At 71.7% G+C, this 15,123-nt stretch carries 16 protein-coding genes and 1 riboswitch; of the genes, 9 read left to right on the plus strand and 7 right to left on the minus strand.

Annotation, left to right across the window (positions count from 1 at the left end; all coding sequences use genetic code 11):
- The first annotated feature begins 63 nt into the window (after positions 1–63).
- From CD790_RS04465 to CD790_RS04485, 5 genes are all read left to right on the plus strand, one after another.
- Positions 64–1,233 carry an Ig-like domain-containing protein gene (locus CD790_RS04465; protein WP_144381617.1) on the plus strand — a complete coding sequence of 390 codons (1,170 nt, stop codon included), beginning with the start codon at positions 64–66 and terminating at the stop codon, positions 1,231–1,233.
- Between the two features lie 119 nt (positions 1,234–1,352).
- Positions 1,353–2,120, plus strand: coding sequence for an enoyl-CoA hydratase/isomerase family protein (locus CD790_RS04470; protein WP_144381618.1), 768 nt, complete (start codon positions 1,353–1,355; stop codon positions 2,118–2,120).
- Positions 2,121–2,429: 309 nt separating this feature from the next.
- On the plus strand, positions 2,430–2,936 hold the full coding sequence (locus tag CD790_RS04475) for an ATP-binding protein (RefSeq protein WP_144381619.1): 507 nt from the start codon (positions 2,430–2,432) through the stop codon (positions 2,934–2,936).
- 503 nt (positions 2,937–3,439) lie between these two features.
- The gene (locus tag CD790_RS04480) at positions 3,440–4,096 is read left to right on the plus strand and encodes an N-acetylmuramoyl-L-alanine amidase (protein ID WP_260867310.1); all 657 of its coding nucleotides are present in this window, start codon (positions 3,440–3,442) and stop codon (positions 4,094–4,096) included.
- Positions 4,097–4,137: 41 nt separating this feature from the next.
- Positions 4,138–4,353, plus strand: coding sequence for an EF-hand domain-containing protein (locus tag CD790_RS04485; RefSeq protein WP_144381620.1), 216 nt, complete (start codon positions 4,138–4,140; stop codon positions 4,351–4,353).
- Positions 4,354–4,454: 101 nt separating this feature from the next.
- On the opposite strand, the gene CD790_RS04490 is transcribed toward CD790_RS04485, so the two are convergent.
- The gene (locus tag CD790_RS04490) at positions 4,455–4,763 is read right to left on the minus strand and encodes a hypothetical protein (protein WP_144381621.1); all 309 of its coding nucleotides are present in this window, start codon (positions 4,761–4,763) and stop codon (positions 4,455–4,457) included.
- Positions 4,764–4,841: 78 nt separating this feature from the next.
- Positions 4,842–5,393: a glycoside hydrolase family 25 protein gene (locus CD790_RS04495; protein WP_144381622.1), complete on the minus strand. Its 552-nt coding sequence runs from the start codon at positions 5,391–5,393 to the stop codon at positions 4,842–4,844.
- A gap of 404 nt (positions 5,394–5,797) precedes the next feature.
- Between CD790_RS04495 and CD790_RS04500 the strand changes: the two genes are divergently transcribed.
- Positions 5,798–6,529, plus strand: a complete 732-nt coding sequence (locus CD790_RS04500; RefSeq protein ID WP_144381623.1) for a hypothetical protein — start codon at positions 5,798–5,800, stop codon at positions 6,527–6,529.
- An 83-nt stretch (positions 6,530–6,612) separates the two neighbouring features.
- Here the strand turns inward: CD790_RS04500 and CD790_RS04505 are convergent, their stop codons facing one another.
- The 4 genes from CD790_RS04505 to gcvT form a co-directional block, all read right to left on the minus strand.
- Positions 6,613–7,995, minus strand: coding sequence for an L-serine ammonia-lyase (locus CD790_RS04505; RefSeq protein ID WP_144381624.1), 1,383 nt, complete (start codon positions 7,993–7,995; stop codon positions 6,613–6,615).
- A 140-nt stretch (positions 7,996–8,135) separates the two neighbouring features.
- Entirely contained in the window at positions 8,136–9,395 is a 1,260-nt protein-coding gene (gene glyA, locus CD790_RS04510; protein ID WP_144381625.1) for a serine hydroxymethyltransferase, read from the minus strand.
- A gap of 36 nt (positions 9,396–9,431) precedes the next feature.
- Entirely contained in the window at positions 9,432–9,812 is a 381-nt protein-coding gene (gcvH, locus tag CD790_RS04515) for a glycine cleavage system protein GcvH (protein WP_144381626.1), read from the minus strand.
- Positions 9,813–9,933: 121 nt separating this feature from the next.
- Positions 9,934–11,049 (minus strand): glycine cleavage system aminomethyltransferase GcvT, encoded by a 1,116-nt coding sequence (gene gcvT, locus CD790_RS04520; protein WP_144381627.1) that lies wholly within the window; start codon positions 11,047–11,049, stop codon positions 9,934–9,936.
- A gap of 165 nt (positions 11,050–11,214) precedes the next feature.
- A riboswitch (glycine riboswitch) is annotated at positions 11,215–11,322 on the minus strand.
- Between the two features lie 179 nt (positions 11,323–11,501).
- Between gcvT and CD790_RS04525 the strand changes: the two genes are divergently transcribed.
- Positions 11,502–12,194 (plus strand): AAA family ATPase, encoded by a 693-nt coding sequence (locus CD790_RS04525; protein WP_399216926.1) that lies wholly within the window; start codon positions 11,502–11,504, stop codon positions 12,192–12,194.
- Positions 12,195–12,371: 177 nt separating this feature from the next.
- On the opposite strand, the gene CD790_RS04530 is transcribed toward CD790_RS04525, so the two are convergent.
- Positions 12,372–13,133, minus strand: coding sequence for a hypothetical protein (locus tag CD790_RS04530; RefSeq protein ID WP_144381628.1), 762 nt, complete (start codon positions 13,131–13,133; stop codon positions 12,372–12,374).
- Positions 13,134–13,350: 217 nt separating this feature from the next.
- Here CD790_RS04530 and CD790_RS04535 point away from each other — a divergent pair, with 217 nt between their 5' ends.
- Positions 13,351–14,130, plus strand: a complete 780-nt coding sequence (locus tag CD790_RS04535; RefSeq protein WP_144381629.1) for an enhanced serine sensitivity protein SseB — start codon at positions 13,351–13,353, stop codon at positions 14,128–14,130.
- 223 nt (positions 14,131–14,353) lie between these two features.
- On the plus strand, positions 14,354–15,097 hold the full coding sequence (locus CD790_RS04540) for an enhanced serine sensitivity protein SseB C-terminal domain-containing protein (RefSeq protein WP_144381914.1): 744 nt from the start codon (positions 14,354–14,356) through the stop codon (positions 15,095–15,097).
- Positions 15,098–15,123 lie beyond the last annotated feature (26 nt).

Consider the following 15,123-nt stretch of genomic DNA (forward strand, 5'->3'; position numbering starts at 1 on the left):
GAGAAGGCCGTAGTGAAGGTGCGACGGATACCGGCCACGCGGGGCCGCAGAGGACTGTCCGCGTTGGCGCTGGGGACGTTGCTGGCGCTGACGACCGCGTGCGGCGGGGACGGCGGCTCCGACGACGACAAGAAGGGCGGCGGCTCGGGCGGCGACAAGAACGCCCCCTCCCAGGCGGTGCTGACCCTGGCCCCCAAGGACGGCGCGGCCGACGTCGCCACCCGCGGGGCGCTCAAGGTGGCCGTCGCCAAGGGCACGCTGACCTCGGTGAAGGTCGCCGACTCCAAGGGCCGGAAGGTCGCGGGGAAGATCTCGGCGGACGGTCGCAGCTGGACGCCCTCGACCCATCTGGGCACCGCCACCGAGTACACCGTGGACGCGGTCGCCAAGGACGCGGACGGGCGCCAGGCGGCCCGGCACGCCACCTTCACCACGCTGTCCCCCAAGAACACCTTCACCGGCTTCTTCACCCCGGAGGACGGCTCCACGGTCGGCGTCGGGATGCCGGTCTCGCTGCGGTTCAGCCGCGGCATCACCGACCCGGCGGCGGTCGAGAAGGCCGTCTCGGTCACCGCCGAGCCGGCGGTGCCGCTGGAGGGGCACTGGTTCGGCAACGACCGACTGGACATCCGGCCCGAGAAGTACTGGGCGCCGGGCACCAAGGTGACCGTGAAGCTGGCGCTCGACGGAGTCGAGGGGAGGCCGGGCGTCTACGGCACCCAGCGCAAGACCGTGCGCTTCACCATCGGCCGCGGTCAGGTCAGCGTCGTGGACGCCAAGGCCAAGACGATGACCGTCAAGCGGAACGGCAAGGTCGTCAAGACCATCCCGATCACCTCCGGGGCGCCGGGCACCGAGACCTACAACGGACAGATGGTCATCAGTGAGAAGCACGAGGTGACCCGGATGAACGGCGCGACCGTCGGCTTCGGCGGCGAGTACGACATCAAGGACGTGCCGCACGCCATGCGGCTGTCCACCTCGGGCACCTTCATCCACGGCAACTACTGGGCGGGCGCGTCGACCTTCGGGTCGGTCAACGCCAGCCACGGCTGCGTCGGTCTGCAGGACGTCCGCGGCGGCGGCGACAACGGCTCCCCGGGAGCCTGGTTCTTCAAGAACTCCATCCTCGGCGACGTGGTGGTGGTCAAGAACTCCAACGACAGCACCATCCAGCCGGAGAACGGCCTCAACGGCTGGAACATGTCCTGGCAGGAGTGGAAGGCCGGCTGACGGACCACCTCGGGGCGACGACCCCGCGACGACGGGCCCGGTGCGTGTGACCAATCGCACCGGGCCCGCTGTCGTACCGACCGGAACCACGGCAGGTGAACGCGCGCTAACCTGCGCCCATGACTGTGAAGCTTGAGGTCGCCGAGGGCGTAGGAACCATCCGACTGGACCGTCCGCCGATGAACGCGCTGGACATCGCCACCCAGGACCGACTGCGCGAGCTCGCCGAGGAGGCCGGCCGCCGCGACGATGTGCGCGCGGTGGTCGTCTGGGGCGGCGAGAAGGTGTTCGCGGCCGGCGCGGACATCAAGGAGATGCAGCGCATGGACCACGCCGCGATGGTGGCCCGGTCCCGCGGCCTTCAGGACTCGTTCACCGCCGTCGCCCGCATCCCCAAGCCCGTCGTCGCCGCCATCACCGGCTACGCGCTCGGCGGCGGCTGCGAGCTGGCGCTGTGCGCCGACTTCCGGATCGCCGCCGACAACGCCAAGCTGGGGCAGCCGGAGATCCTGCTCGGTCTGATCCCGGGCGCCGGCGGCACCCAGCGGCTGGCCCGACTGGTCGGCCCCTCCAAGGCCAAGGACCTCATCTTCACCGGCCGTCAGGTGAAGGCGGACGAGGCGCTCGCGCTGGGCCTGGTGGACCGGGTGGTGCCGGCCGCCGAGGTCTACGAGGCGGCTCACGCCTGGGCCGCCAAGCTGGCCCAGGGGCCGTCGATGGCGCTGCGTGCGGCGAAGGAGTCCGTGGACGCCGGGCTGGAGACCGACATCGACACCGGCCTCGCCATCGAACGGAACTGGTTCGCCGGGCTGTTCGCGAGCGAGGACAAGGAGATCGGCATGCGCAGCTTCGTCGAGGAGGGGCCGGGAAAGGCCAAGTTCCGCTGACGGAGGGCACGTTGCGCCGCTGACGCGGCGCGGTGACGAGGCGGCGAGCGACCCTGGGCGGGCCGCCCGCCGCCTCGTGTGCCCCGTGCGAGGGAATTATTTCGCCGCTCGGGCAACGGCCCGCGGCCGCCGCTCCGCACGCTGGGCGATCTTCTGTAAGCGGCGCGTCATCCCAGCTCAGGCGAGGTATCTCGGCCAGATGGCTGCCCCTGGCATATGTTGCGACCGCTGCGTGGGGGTTGCGGCAGGGCTGTTCGGAATCGCACGGATCCGCCCCCAAGCGGCCTCCGGGCGGCCATGATGGGGGTCATGGCGGGCTTGGAGGGAATGAAGCAGCCGCAGCGGCGCATGGGCACGGCCGCGGCGCGGGGGGTGTCGGCCGCCCCGGACGAGCTGGCGCTGCGGGCGCTGGACGTGTTCGGGAACCCGATGGTCGACGAGGTGCGGCTGCCCTCGCGGCCCGAGTCCGCGTCCACCGCGCGCCGGCTGACCGAGATGGTGGTGGCCCGTCACTGGGGGCTCTCCGGCGAGGTCGCCGAGCATGCCGTGCTGCTCGTCTCGGAGCTGGTCGGCAACGCCGTGCGGCACACCGGGGCCCGCGCCTTCGGCCTGCGATTGCTGCGCCGTCGGGGCTGGCTGCGGATCGAGGTCCGCGACCCCTCGCGCGGGCTGCCCTGCCTGATGCCGGTGGCGCCGCTGGATGTCAGCGGGCGCGGGCTGTTCCTGGTGGACGAGCTCTCCGAGCGCTGGGGCGTGGATCTCTTACCGCGAGGCAAGACCACCTGGTTCGAGATGCGGGTCGCGGCGGAGCGCTGAGCGGGCGGCGTGCCTGAGGGGGCGGCCTCAAGGGAAGCGCGGTGCGTGCGCCCCAGGGGGCGCCTCCGGGAAAGCGGAGAAAGCGAAGAGGCCCCTGCGCCGGAGTGCGGCGGTCAGGGCCTCTGCGTGCGCGCCGCGGATCGTTAGGGGTGTGATCCGCGGCGGCGAAAGGCGACCGAGCCCGGGTCAATGGGGGTCGCTGGTTCCGACTATTGCAGACGCACTGCGCCATTTCAAAAGGGCATCTACGTCCGTTCTCGAATAGATCGGACATTCCGCTGAGCAATCTAAGGTGAGATGGGCCACGCACCTTATTAATGGCCGGTAGCCGCGAGGTGTATCACGCGATTCGGTAATGAAGCTTGATTGTTTCTCATGTTGATCCGTTAATGGTCTAGACCTGAAGCGGGGTATTTCCCTCACTCTTGTGTCGCGTCAATCCTTGGCATGCTCCCGTCGAATGCGCACGATGAGAGCCATCGGCAACGCATCGGGAGCCCCCCATGGACATGCGTCAAACAGACACGCCTCAATCCCGTCCCTCACGCCGTCGGCTGCTGCGCTCGGGCGCGGGCCTCGGCGCCGCCGCGCTCGGCCTCGGCGCGGCCACCGCGAACGCGGCGAGCGCCGCACGGCCGGCCGGATCCAACGCCGGCGACCCCGACCCGACCGGGACCGCGGGCTATCCCCCCACCCACTGGATCCCGGCCAGCACCGCCAACTACACGGTGTCCAGCCGCCCCACGGCCTATCCGATCGACCACATCGTCGTCCACGTCACCCAGGAGACCTTCCAGAACGCCCGGAGGATCTTCCAGAACCCGGCGAAGAAGGTGTCCGCGCATTACATGCTGGCCTCGGCGGACGGCTACATCGGCCAGTTCGTCCGCGAGCGGGACATCGCCTGGCACGCGGGGAACTGGGGGTACAACACGCGCAGCATCGGCATCGAGCACGAGGGCTGGATCGACAGGCCCGAGTACTTCACCGATGTGATGTACCGACAGTCCGCCGCGCTCACCGCCGCCATCTGCGCCCGCTACTCGATCCCCGCCACCCGCTCCCGCATCATCGGCCACAACGAGGTCCCCGGTGCCACCCACACCGATCCCGGCCCCTACTGGGACTGGGATCGCTACCTGCGTCTGGTCAACGGCTAACCTGTGCGAGTTCAGACAACGCACAACGAAGGGGCGGAACAGTGGCGGACATCGAAGAGGCGCGCCGGGCGTTCGACAGGTTCGACGTCAACGGGGACGGGATGATCACCGCGGTGGAGTACAAGAGCGTCATGGCGCAGCTGGGTGACCCGTACGTCACGGAGACCGTCGCTCAGGCCGTCATCAACTCCCACGACTCCAACGGCGACGGCCTGCTGTCCTTCGAGGAGTTCTGGGCGGCCCAGAGCAAGGGCTGAGACGCCATACGGCGGCACGGCCGCGACGCGTCGCGCGACGGCGCGAGCGCCACGGGGCGTCGTGCCGCCGACCTCCGGCCCCACGGCGGCGCGGCGGCGCCTCAGCGCCAGCCGCGCCGCTGGGCGCTGGCCCGTCTGCGCCGGTCGTTGCAGAGCAGACAGCGCCCGTAGCCCGGCGGCAGCGGGTCCTCCTTGTCCCCGTACAGCGGGTCGACGGCCCCGCGCGGATGCTCCGCGCAGCCCGTGGCGCCATGCCCGGCGCCCAGCGCCCCGGCGGCCGCCAGGGCCCGCCTCAGCGCCTCGGTCAACTGCTCCGCCTCGTGGGGGCTCGGAGCGGCCTCCAGAGAGAAGGCGATGTCCGATGCCGTGTTCAGCGCGCTCTGGAGTTCGCGCAGGTCTGCGTAACCCATACGAGGAGCCTAGGGCCACCCACTGACAACGCCCCGCCCTCGGGGCGCGCCCCGGCCCGCCCCGGGACGGCCGGCGCGCTAGCCCGACGCCCAGGCGCGCATCCGCTCCCGGTCGGGGAAGTCCGCGACGTCCTTGTCCAGCGGCACGTCGGTGTACTGGTGGATCAGCCAGTCGGCCTCGATCCGCGGCCGGCCCGCCGTGACGTAGTCCGCGATCCACAGACCGTCCCCGGCGTACGACGTGGTGTCGTACTGGAGCCAGAAGTGGCGGTTGCAGTAGAGCAGCACCCGGTGGTCCGGCCGGAGCTTCTTCACCTCCCGGATGAAGCGGTCCTTCTCGGCGTTGCCGGCGCGGGTGCCGGCGCCGGTGGTCTCCCAGTCCACGGCCAGGAGATCGCCGGGGCGGCCCGGGCACTCGCGGGTGAAGTGGCGCGCCTGCTCGACGATGTGGCCGGGCCACAGGAAGTGGTAGAAGCCCACCAGGCAACCGGCCTTCCGCGCCCGACGCGCCTGCGCGGTCTGCCGCGGATTGACATACGTGCGGCCCTCGGTGGCCTTGATGATCACGAAATCCACCCCGTCCGTGTCGAACGAGGACTGGTGCGAACTGACGTCGATGCCGCGCAGCATGGGGCTGCCTCCCGTGGGGGGATATGGGGATATGGCGATATGCCGGACCTCCCCGGAGGGGGAAGAGCGCAGGGTGTACCGGTGGGGGGTGGGTGGGGGAGGGAAAGGCTTCTTCCGGTTGTTCCCGGTGAGGTGCGGCGTGCAACGCCACCACCGAAGCCTGTCGTGCGCGCTCCGGGCACGCCTTGCGCGGGTTCCGTCAACATTCGACGCCGCCGGGGCCGCGAGTGGTACAGAGCCGCGCGCGGCCCTGGGCGTGCCCTCGGGTGCGGGTGCGGTCGGCGGGGGCCTGTGAAGATCCGTTACTGTCTGACCGGGACCCGTCAGAGCGGCGGGCCCGGAGTGGCGTGACGCGAGCGGGGGCCGGGGGAGTCATGGCGGCGGGGTGCGGGGGTTTTCTGGCGTTGCCGTTCGTCCTCGCGCTGACGATCTTCGCTCCCAGCCGGCTGGACCGGACCGACGATCCGCTGATCACCCGGGCCCATATCGCCCGTACCGCCGTCGGCGTCGCCGCCACCCTGTGGATGATCTACGCCTATCCGATGCGGCAGTCCGCGACGGACTTCGCCAAGGACAGGTTCACCGAGGTCTTCATCAGCGCCGGCGTACTGGTCGTCACCGGTCCGATCGCCCTGATCGCCTTCCTCATCGCCGCCCGCCCCCCGCTGCGCTCCCTCTATCTGAACCGTGTGGGCCGGCCGCTGCTGGCCGTCGCGGCGTTCTGCGCCTGGCCGGTGGTGCTGTGGTGGCTGCTCGCCGAGGGCGGCCTGGAGTTCGCGAAGGACTTCGGCATCCTGCAGTTCGTCGTCTACCCGCTCAGCCTCGTCGCCGCGCTGTTCGTGCTGCTCTTCGGACTGGGCGCGATCGTCTTCTCGGTGCACTTCACCTTCCGCGCCGCCGATGTGCACGAGATACTGCCGCCGCTGCTGGCGCCCGTCCTGGTGTGGACCATGTTCGGCTTCCAGCTCTTCGACGACGCGCCGGTGGCCGCCCCGCCCGCCGTCCAGCTGCTCTTCCTGATCGCCCCGCCGGTCTCCGTCACCGCGCTCTCGGTCTGGGAGGTCCGCCGGCTGCGCACCCACCACGGCATCACCCTGCGCCGCGCCCTGCACCGGGACCGGCCGCGGACGGCATGACGTGACAACGGCGACGGCCGCGCCCGGCGTCGCGAGACGCCGGGCGCGGCCGTGGGAACCGCGGGTGAGGGGCTGAGCAGGGCTCAGCACTCGATGACGTTCACCGCCAGACCGCCGCGCGCCGTCTCCTTGTACTTGACCTTCATGTCGGCGCCGGTCTCCTTCATGGTCTTGATGACCTTGTCGAGGGAGACATGGTGCCGGCCGTCGCCGCGCAGGGCCATGCGGGCGGCGGTGACGGCCTTGGCCGCGGCCATGCCGTTGCGCTCGATGCACGGGATCTGGACCAGACCGCCGACCGGGTCGCAGGTCAGGCCGAGGTTGTGCTCCATGCCGATCTCGGCGGCGTTCTCGACCTGCTCCGGGGTGCCGCCCAGGACCTCGGCGAGGCCGCCGGAGGCCATGGAGCAGGCGGAGCCGACCTCGCCCTGGCAGCCGACCTCGGCGCCGGAGATCGAGGCGTTCTCCTTGAAGAGCATGCCGATGGCGCCCGCGGCGAGCAGGAAGCGGACGATGCCGTCCTCGTCCGCGCCGGGCACGAAGTTCATGTAGTAGTGCAGCACGGCCGGGATGATGCCGGCGGCGCCGTTGGTCGGGGCGGTGACGACCCGGCCGCCGGCCGCGTTCTCCTCGTTCACGGCCATGGCGTAGACCGTGATCCACTCCATGTTGCGGGCCTGCGGGTCGCCCTCGGCGCGCAGCTGGCGGGCGGTGCTGGCGGCACGGCGGCGGACCTTGAGGCCGCCCGGGAGGATGCCCTCGCGGGACATGCCGCGGGAGACGCAGCCCTGCATGACGCGCCAGATCTCCAGGAGGCCCTCGCGGATCTCCTCCTCGGTGCGCCAGGCCTTCTCGTTCTCCATCATCAGCGCGGAGATCGACAGTCCGGTGTCGCGGGAGAGGCGCAGCAGCTCGTCGCCGGTGCGGAAGGGGTACTTCAGGACGGTGTCGTCGAGGACGATCCGGTCCGCGCCGACGGCGTCCTCGTCGACGACGAAGCCGCCGCCGACCGAGTAGTAGGTCTTCTCCAGCAGCGGGGCGCCGGCCTCGTCGTAGGCGAAGAGGGTCATGCCGTTGGCGTGGTACGGCAGCGAACGGCGGCGGTGCAGGATCAGCTGGGTCGACTCGTCGAAGTCGATCTCGTGGTCGGTGCCGATCTCGGCGCCGAGCAGCCGCAGCCGCTTGCTGGTGCGGATGCGCTCGACCTCGTCGTCGGCGATCTCGACGTCGACGGTGCGGGGGGAGTGGCCCTCCAGGCCGAGCAGGACGGCCTTGGGGGTGCCGTGCCCGTGGCCGGTGGCGCCGAGGGAGCCGAAGAGCTCCGCGCGGACCGCGGCCGTCTGGGCGAGCAGGCCGTCCTTCTTCAGCCGGCCCACGAACATGCGGGCGGCCCGCATCGGGCCCACCGTGTGGGAGCTGGACGGGCCTATGCCGATCGAGAAGAGATCGAAGACGGAGATGGCCACGGTGGCGGACTCCCTTGTCTGCTAGTGGGTGGTGCTGGTGGTGCGGAGGGTGCCGGTGTTGCGGCAGTGTGGGGCGATACGGGGCACCCTGCACACTCCAGTGTGCGGGGTGCCCCGTGGTGCTTGTTACCCCGGGTCGGTTACAGACCGGGGTACAGCGGGTGCTTCTCGGCCAGCGCCGCGACCCGGGCCTTGAGCGGCTCGGTGTCGTGGGTGGGCTTCAGGGCCTCGGCGATGATGTCGGCGACCTCGCGGAAGTCGTCGGCCGTGAAGCCCCGGGTGGCCAGCGCCGGGGTGCCGATCCGCAGGCCGGAGGTGACCATCGGCGGGCGCGGGTCGTTCGGGATGGCGTTCCGGTTGACCGTGATGCCGATCTCGTGCAGCCGGTCCTCGGCCTGCTGGCCGTCCAGCTCGCTGTTGCGCAGGTCGACCAGGACCAGGTGCACATCGGTGCCGCCGGAGAGGACCGAGACGCCGTGCTCCTTGACGTCGTCCTGGACCAGACGCTCGGCGAGGATCCGCGCGCCCTCCAGGGTGCGCTGCTGGCGCTCCTTGAACTCCTCGGACGCCGCGACCTTGAAGGAGACCGCCTTGGCCGCGATCACGTGCTCCAGCGGGCCGCCCTGCTGCCCCGGGAAGACCGCCGAGTTGATCTTCTTGGCGAGCTCCTGGGTGGACAGGATCACGCCGCCGCGCGGGCCGCCCAGCGTCTTGTGGGTGGTGGTGGTGACGACGTGGGCGTGCGGCACCGGGTTCGGGTGCAGCCCGGCCGCGACCAGACCGGCGAAGTGCGCCATGTCGACCATCAGGTACGCGCCGACCTCGTCCGCGATCCGGCGGAAGGCGGCGAAGTCCAGCTGGCGCGGGTAGGCGGACCAGCCGGCCACGATCAGCTTCGGCTTGGACTCCTTGGCCAGCCGCTCGACCTCGTCCATGTCGACCCGGCCGGTCTCGACGTCCACGTGGTAGGCCACCACGTTGTAGAGCTTGCCGGAGAAGTTGATCTTCATGCCGTGGGTCAGGTGACCGCCGTGGGCCAGGTCCAGACCCAGGATGGTGTCGCCCGGCTTGAGCAGCGCGAACATCGCCGCCGCGTTGGCCTGGGCGCCCGAGTGCGGCTGCACGTTGGCCGCCTCGGCACCGAAGAGCGTCTTGATCCGGTCGATGGCGATGCGCTCGACGACGTCGACGTGCTCGCAGCCGCCGTAGTAGCGGCGGCCCGGGTAGCCCTCGGCGTACTTGTTGGTGAGAACCGAGCCCTGGGCCTCCATGACGGCGACCGGAGCGAAGTTCTCCGAGGCGATCATCTCCAGGGTGGACTGCTGACGGTGGAGCTCGGCGTCGACGGCGGCGGCGACGTCCGGATCGAGCTCGTGCAGGGAGCTGTTGAGAAGCGACATCAGGTTCCCGATCTGGTCAGATGAGGGTGCGTACGGTCAGCTGCCGGAGAACTCGGCGTACTCGTCGGCGGAGAGCAGGTCGGCCGGGGCCTCCTCCGTCAGCTTCACCTTGAACAGCCAGCCGCCCTCGAAGGGGGCGGAGTTCACCAGCGAGGGGTCGTTGACGACGTCCTCGTTGACCTCGGTGACCTCGCCGGTCACCGGGGAGTACAGATCGCTCACCGACTTGGTGGACTCGAGCTCGCCGCAGGTCTCACCGGCGGTCACCGTGGCGCCGACCTCGGGGAGCTGGACGTAGACCACGTCACCGAGCGCGTTGGCCGCGTGCTCCGTGATGCCGACCGTCGAGACGCCGTCCTCGGCGGCCGACAGCCACTCGTGCTCCTTGCTGTAGCGAAGCTGCTGGGGGTTGCTCATGACCTGATTCTCCTGGATAGGGCGGGGTGGTCGTGCCACGTCTTGACAGGTGGGACAGAGGGGTGCGAGCGCAGACCGGTGTAAAGGCTGCGAACGTCACAGAAGCGAACGTACGAAAGCGTCAGCGCTGGCGCTTGTAGAACGGCAGCGCCACGACCTCGTACGGCTCATGGGCGCCGCGGATGTCCACGCCGACACCCTCCGTGCCCGGGGCGGCGTGCGCGGCGTCGACGTACGCGATCGCGATCGGCTTGCCGAGGGTCGGGGACGGGGCACCGGAGGTGACCTCGCCGACCACCTCACCGCCGGCGACCACCGGGTAGCCGGCGCGCGGCACCCGGCGGCCCGCGGCGATCAGCCCGACGAGCTTGCGCGGCGGGTTGGCCGCGGCCCGCTCGGCCGCCGCCTCCAGGGCCGCGCGACCCACGAAGTCGCCCTCCTTGTCGAACTTGACCACGCGGCCCAGCCCGGCGTCGAAGGGGGTGGTGGCGGTGGTGAGCTCGTGCCCGTACAGCGGCATGCCCGCCTCCAGGCGCAGCGTGTCCCGGCAGGACAGCCCGCAGGGCACCAGGCCGGCGTCCGCGCCCGCCTCGGTCAGCGCCTGCCACAGCCGCTCCGCGTCGGCCGGCGCCACGAACAGCTCGAAGCCGTCCTCGCCGGTGTAGCCGGTGCGCGCGATCAGCACGGAGACGCCGGCGACGGTGCCCGGCAGGCCCGCGTAGTACTTCAGCCCGTCCAGGTCGGCGTCGGTCACCTTCTTGAGGATGCCGGGGGACTCCGGACCCTGCACCGCGATCAGCGCGTAGGCGTCCCGGTCGTCCCGCACCACGGTGTCGAAGCCGGCCGCGCGCTCGGTCAGCGCGTCCAGCACCACCTGGGCGTTGGAGGCGTTGGCGACGACCATGTACTCCTCGTCGCCGAGGCGGTAGACGATCAGGTCGTCGAGGATGCCGCCCTCGGCGTCACAGATCATGGTGTAGCGGGCGCGGCCGACGGCCAGCGCCGACAGGTGGCCCACCAGCGCGTGGTCCAGCGCCTGCCCGGCCTGCGGGCCGGTGAGGGTGATCTCGCCCATGTGCGAGAGGTCGAAGAGTCCCGCGCGGGTACGCACCGCGTTGTGCTCGTCACGCTCGCTGCCGTAGCGCAGCGGCATGTCCCAGCCGGCGAAGTCGGTCATGGTCGCGCCGAGCGCGCGGTGCAGCGCGTCGAGCGCGGTAAGACGGGGGGCGTCGGTCATGGTTCGTTGCTCCCAGGCGAGGGGTGGCGTCGGTGACTTCTCCCCATCTGTCATCGGAACCTGAGAGCTTCACCGTGACCCGGTCGAACGCGACGCAACGCGTACGGAGGGGTCCGGCTTGCACCTTCGGCGGAGCCACGGCGGCGGCTCGCTTTTCAGATCTGCCTCGCCCACGCGGTATCGGTGCCTGAGAGATTCAAGGGAGGCTTGCTCCTTCGGCGCCCCGGTGCGCGGCACGGACGGCCGGGCCGGGGACTCTCCCGCGCGGATTCATGCGGCCGGTATGGAGTTGCGGTTGAGCTGCGCGCACATCATCGCACGTATGAGCGTGAAGGGAACCCCCCACCCGGGTGCGATCCGCCACGGTCCCCGGAGACCGCCTTGTCCGTCATTACCTTTGCTTGACACTCTTCGGGTAAGCGGACGTGACCGGACCTTGGAGGTCGATCACCGTGCAGGGGCACCGTTCGGACCAGACCACGACCGCGGACACCCCCCTGTCCCCGGGCCGAACACCCGCGCGCCACGGGGGGCGCACGGTCAGACCGGGCCGGGGAGCGCCCGTCCACGACCTGCGCGCCGGGCACCCCGCCCGGGAGCTGCGCTACCCGGCCGGCGACCTCGTCGTCGCCTCCGGGCTGCCCGGCAGCGGCAAGAGCACCCTGATGAAGCGGACCGTGGCCGGCCTGGACCTGCGCGGCGGGGCCGTCTGCCGGGTGGACTCGCAGGACACCCGCGAACGCTGGCAGCGCCGGCTGCCCGACTGGCTGCCGTACGTGGTCTACCGCCCCCTGGTGCGCTGCGCGCACTACGCCCGGCTGCGTCGCGCGGTGCGCTCCGGCGCCAGCGTGGTGGTGCACGACTGCGGGCAGCTGGTGTGGGTGCGCCGCTGGCTGGCCCGGCGCGCCCGGCGGCAGGGCCGCCGGCTGCACGCGGTGCTGCTGGACGTGTCACCCGCGGTGGCGTTGGCGGGGCAGAGCGCGCGTGGCCGCGCGGTCTCCGGTTACGCCTTCGGGCGGCACCGGCGCGCGATGGCACGGCTGTTCGAGGAGGCGGAGGCCGGCCGGCCGCCGCGCGGCTGCTCCTCCGCGGTGCTGCTGGACCGCGCGGCCGTGGACGCGCTGGAGACCATCGGCTTCGACTGAGCGCGGACCTCGACCGGGCGCGCCCCGGGGCGGTGCCGGCCCCGCGCCGGACGGTCCGACGCGCGAGGCGCGGCCCCGGCCGGCGGCCGGACGACGAGGCGCGCCCGGAGGGGGCGGCGGGGTGCCGCTCCCTCCGGGCGCGCTGGGGCGCCGGTCCGGCGCGGTGGCGCGCACCGCTCAGGACATCTTCGGCTTCTCCGGCAGTGCCGGCCTCTCCGGAAGTTGAGGCTGGTTCTGCCCCGGCTGACCGGGCATCTGCGGCTGACCGGGCGTCTGCGGTCGTTCGGGTCTGATGACCGCGTCCTCCTCCGCCTGGTCCTCCGCGTCCTCCACGGAGTGGTCCGGGCTGTCCTCCGCTCCGATGTCCGCCTCGTCCTCCAGCGGCAGGGGCAGCGGGAGGGGGAGGGGAGGAAGCGGCGGCACCGGGACCGGCAGTGCGGTCAACAGCTTCGGCACCGCCACCACCAGCTCGGCCAGGTCGTCCAGGATCGCCGTGACCGCCGTGGTGAGAGCGGCCAGGTCCAGGGCGGTCAGCGCGGTGATCGCCTGGGTGACGTGGTCGGTCAGTTGGGCCAGCAGGTCCTTGACGTCCTGGATGGGGTCGGCCGCGGTGGTCGTCGCCTTGGAACCCGCGGTCTGCTTGATCGCCGCGAGCATCTCGTCCGCGGTGGTCTTCATGCGCGCCTGGAGCTGCTTCAGCTCGGCCATGTTCGGGCTCTTGGCCCGGGCCTTGGTGGTGATCTCGACACCCAGCATCCGCAGCTCGGCCAGCTTCTGCATCGTCATGCGCGCCGACGCCTGTGGGTCGGGCGCCGTCACGACCGCGGAGACCCGTTCCGCGGTGTGCGTGGCGGCGACGGCCGGGCCGATGCTGACCATGGCGAGCGATCCGCAGACGGCGGCCGCTATGGCGGTGGAGGTCACCTTGTTGACGTGCATGAGGGCAGATCCCTTCGCTGTGTCGATCGGGCGTCTCCACGCTGGGCCCGCCGTTCACCGTCCGCAACTCGACGACTACCCCCGGTATTGCCTCACCTTGCCGCGGTGCGCCCCGCGACCTGCGGTTTCGCCGAGAAAACGGGTGGTCGCCGGCCGCCGTCGAGCACGCAGCCGTTAGGGTGCCTCTGCAGGTTGGACGAGACGGCGGTTGGACGACATGAGCATCCCGGAGCACTACGGGCAGCACGCGCCCGCATCGCTGGACGGCGCCTTCCCCGGCAATGAACTCGAAGAGGTGCTCGCCGCCTCGCTCGGCGTGCCCGACGCGGGCGCCCGCATCCTCGAGGTCCTGAGCCGCAGTCATCTGTGGGTCCCGCTGCCGAACGGCGGCGGCCCCGCCAGCGCCGACCTCGACCTGCCCACCGTGGAGCTGGGGGGCCAGGTGTACGTCCCGGTGTTCAGCTCCGAACAGGAGTTCCTGCGCGTCGCCGGCACCCATCTGTCGTTCACCGTGGCCCCGGCCGTGGAGTTCGCACGCGGCCTGCCGCCACAGGTCGGCATCGCGCTCAACCCGGGCGGCGCGGTCGGCGCGCCGCTGCCGCCGCCCGCCGTGGCCGAACTGTGCCGCGCGGGCCGCGGCGAGCTGGACGGCCCGGCCACCGGCGGCCGGGTGCGGCTCTTCGAGCCCGACTGGCAGGACGAGCCGGTGGACTTCCTGGCCGCCGCCGGGCTGGAGTTCGCCGCGCTGGGCGGGGTCCGCACCGCGCGCCGCGCACTGGCCAGCGTGGAGGGTCAGGACCCCGCGCTCTTCGTCGGCGTCGAGGTGGACCAGCCCTCCCCGGAGGTCCAGGCGCTGGTGGTGGACGCGCTCGGCCGCGCGCTCGGTACCGTCGCCGTCCCCTGGCCGGTCCAGCTGGTGCTGCTGGACGTCGCGCGGGACCCGGTCGGCGACTGGATGCGCGAGCGGGTGCGGCCGTTCTACGACCGTGACCTGTAGACCGCGCCGCGCGCGGTCGGTACGTACTCGTAAGCTGGTTGGATGACCTGAGGGGACGCATGGGCGCGCCCCGGTGCGGTGCGGTGCGGGCCGCGAGAACCGAGAGAAGGGGCGGACGCAGGTGAGCGCGGGCGCAGATTGGGGGGCGGAGCGCGGCGACTCGTACCACGGCGGCGGAGGGCGACGGGAGGACGGCGCGACGACCGCCGGTCAGGTCGAGCAGATGCTGCCGCAGGTCGCTCCCGGCCGGTACGACGCCTACGAGGCGCTGTTGCAGGCCCTCGCCGACGGCGCGGTCTGGATGCTTCTGTGGCACGGCCGCCCCGGCTCGCCCGACGCCCAGTACGGCAACATGGACGTCGACGGCCTCGGCTACGCGCCGTGTGTCACCTCCGCCCAGGAGCTCGCCGCCAGCGGTTGGAACCGCGCCCACGAGGTGATCGGCGGCCGCCAGGTCGCCGCCGCGCTGTTCCGCGACCGCTGGGGCCTGTGGTTGAACCCGCACGCCCCCGGCGGCGGCGTCGGCATCCCCTGGCTCGACCTGCGGCGCATCGCCGGCGGGCTGGAGCGGCTGCCCGCGGGGCCGCTGCGGATCAGCGAGCCGGCCATCCAGATTCCGCAGTTCTACGCGCTGTTGGGGCAGAACGCGCACCGCACCCCGGTGGTGCGGGCGCTGCGTCGGGCCTGGGTGCAGCCGGCACTCGGCGCCCCGTACCTGGCCATCGGGCTGGACCTGTACGACACCAGCCAGCCCTCGGTGGAGACGGTGCGGCTGATGATGCAGCAGTCCATCGGGGCGGTGCCGGACGGGCTGCCGGTCTCCACGGTGGCGATGGCCGACGAGTACGACCCGGTGGTCATGTGGATGCGGGCCAACGCCCGCCCGTTCTTCGACCGCGACGCCTACGGCGGCGCCCAGGCCCCGTCGTACGGCTACGGCTACCCGCCCCCGCACCAGGGCTTCTGAGCCGGTCCGCCCCGGAGGGGGCCGGG

This window comes from Streptomyces sp. SAJ15 (assembly GCF_007595705.1).
GTDB lineage: Bacteria > Actinomycetota > Actinomycetes > Streptomycetales > Streptomycetaceae > Streptomyces.

Excerpts from the sequence above, each read along its gene's own strand:
- CD790_RS04530 (WP_144381628.1), bottom strand. The coding sequence starts at position 13,133 with ATGCACGTCAACAAGGTGACCTCCACCGCCATAGCGGCCGCCGTCTGC.
- CD790_RS04495 (WP_144381622.1), bottom strand. The coding sequence starts at position 5,393 with ATGCTGCGCGGCATCGACGTCAGTTCGCACCAGTCCTCGTTCGACACG.
- glyA (WP_144381625.1), bottom strand. The coding sequence starts at position 9,395 with ATGTCGCTTCTCAACAGCTCCCTGCACGAGCTCGATCCGGACGTCGCC.
- CD790_RS04490 (WP_144381621.1), bottom strand. The coding sequence starts at position 4,763 with ATGGGTTACGCAGACCTGCGCGAACTCCAGAGCGCGCTGAACACGGCA.
- CD790_RS04540 (WP_144381914.1), top strand. The coding sequence starts at position 14,354 with ATGCTGCCGCAGGTCGCTCCCGGCCGGTACGACGCCTACGAGGCGCTG.
- gcvH (WP_144381626.1), bottom strand. The coding sequence starts at position 9,812 with ATGAGCAACCCCCAGCAGCTTCGCTACAGCAAGGAGCACGAGTGGCTG.
- gcvT (WP_144381627.1), bottom strand. The coding sequence starts at position 11,049 with ATGACCGACGCCCCCCGTCTTACCGCGCTCGACGCGCTGCACCGCGCG.
- CD790_RS04480 (WP_260867310.1), top strand. The coding sequence starts at position 3,440 with ATGGACATGCGTCAAACAGACACGCCTCAATCCCGTCCCTCACGCCGT.
- CD790_RS04475 (WP_144381619.1), top strand. The coding sequence starts at position 2,430 with ATGGCGGGCTTGGAGGGAATGAAGCAGCCGCAGCGGCGCATGGGCACG.
- CD790_RS04470 (WP_144381618.1), top strand. The coding sequence starts at position 1,353 with ATGACTGTGAAGCTTGAGGTCGCCGAGGGCGTAGGAACCATCCGACTG.
- CD790_RS04535 (WP_144381629.1), top strand. The coding sequence starts at position 13,351 with ATGAGCATCCCGGAGCACTACGGGCAGCACGCGCCCGCATCGCTGGAC.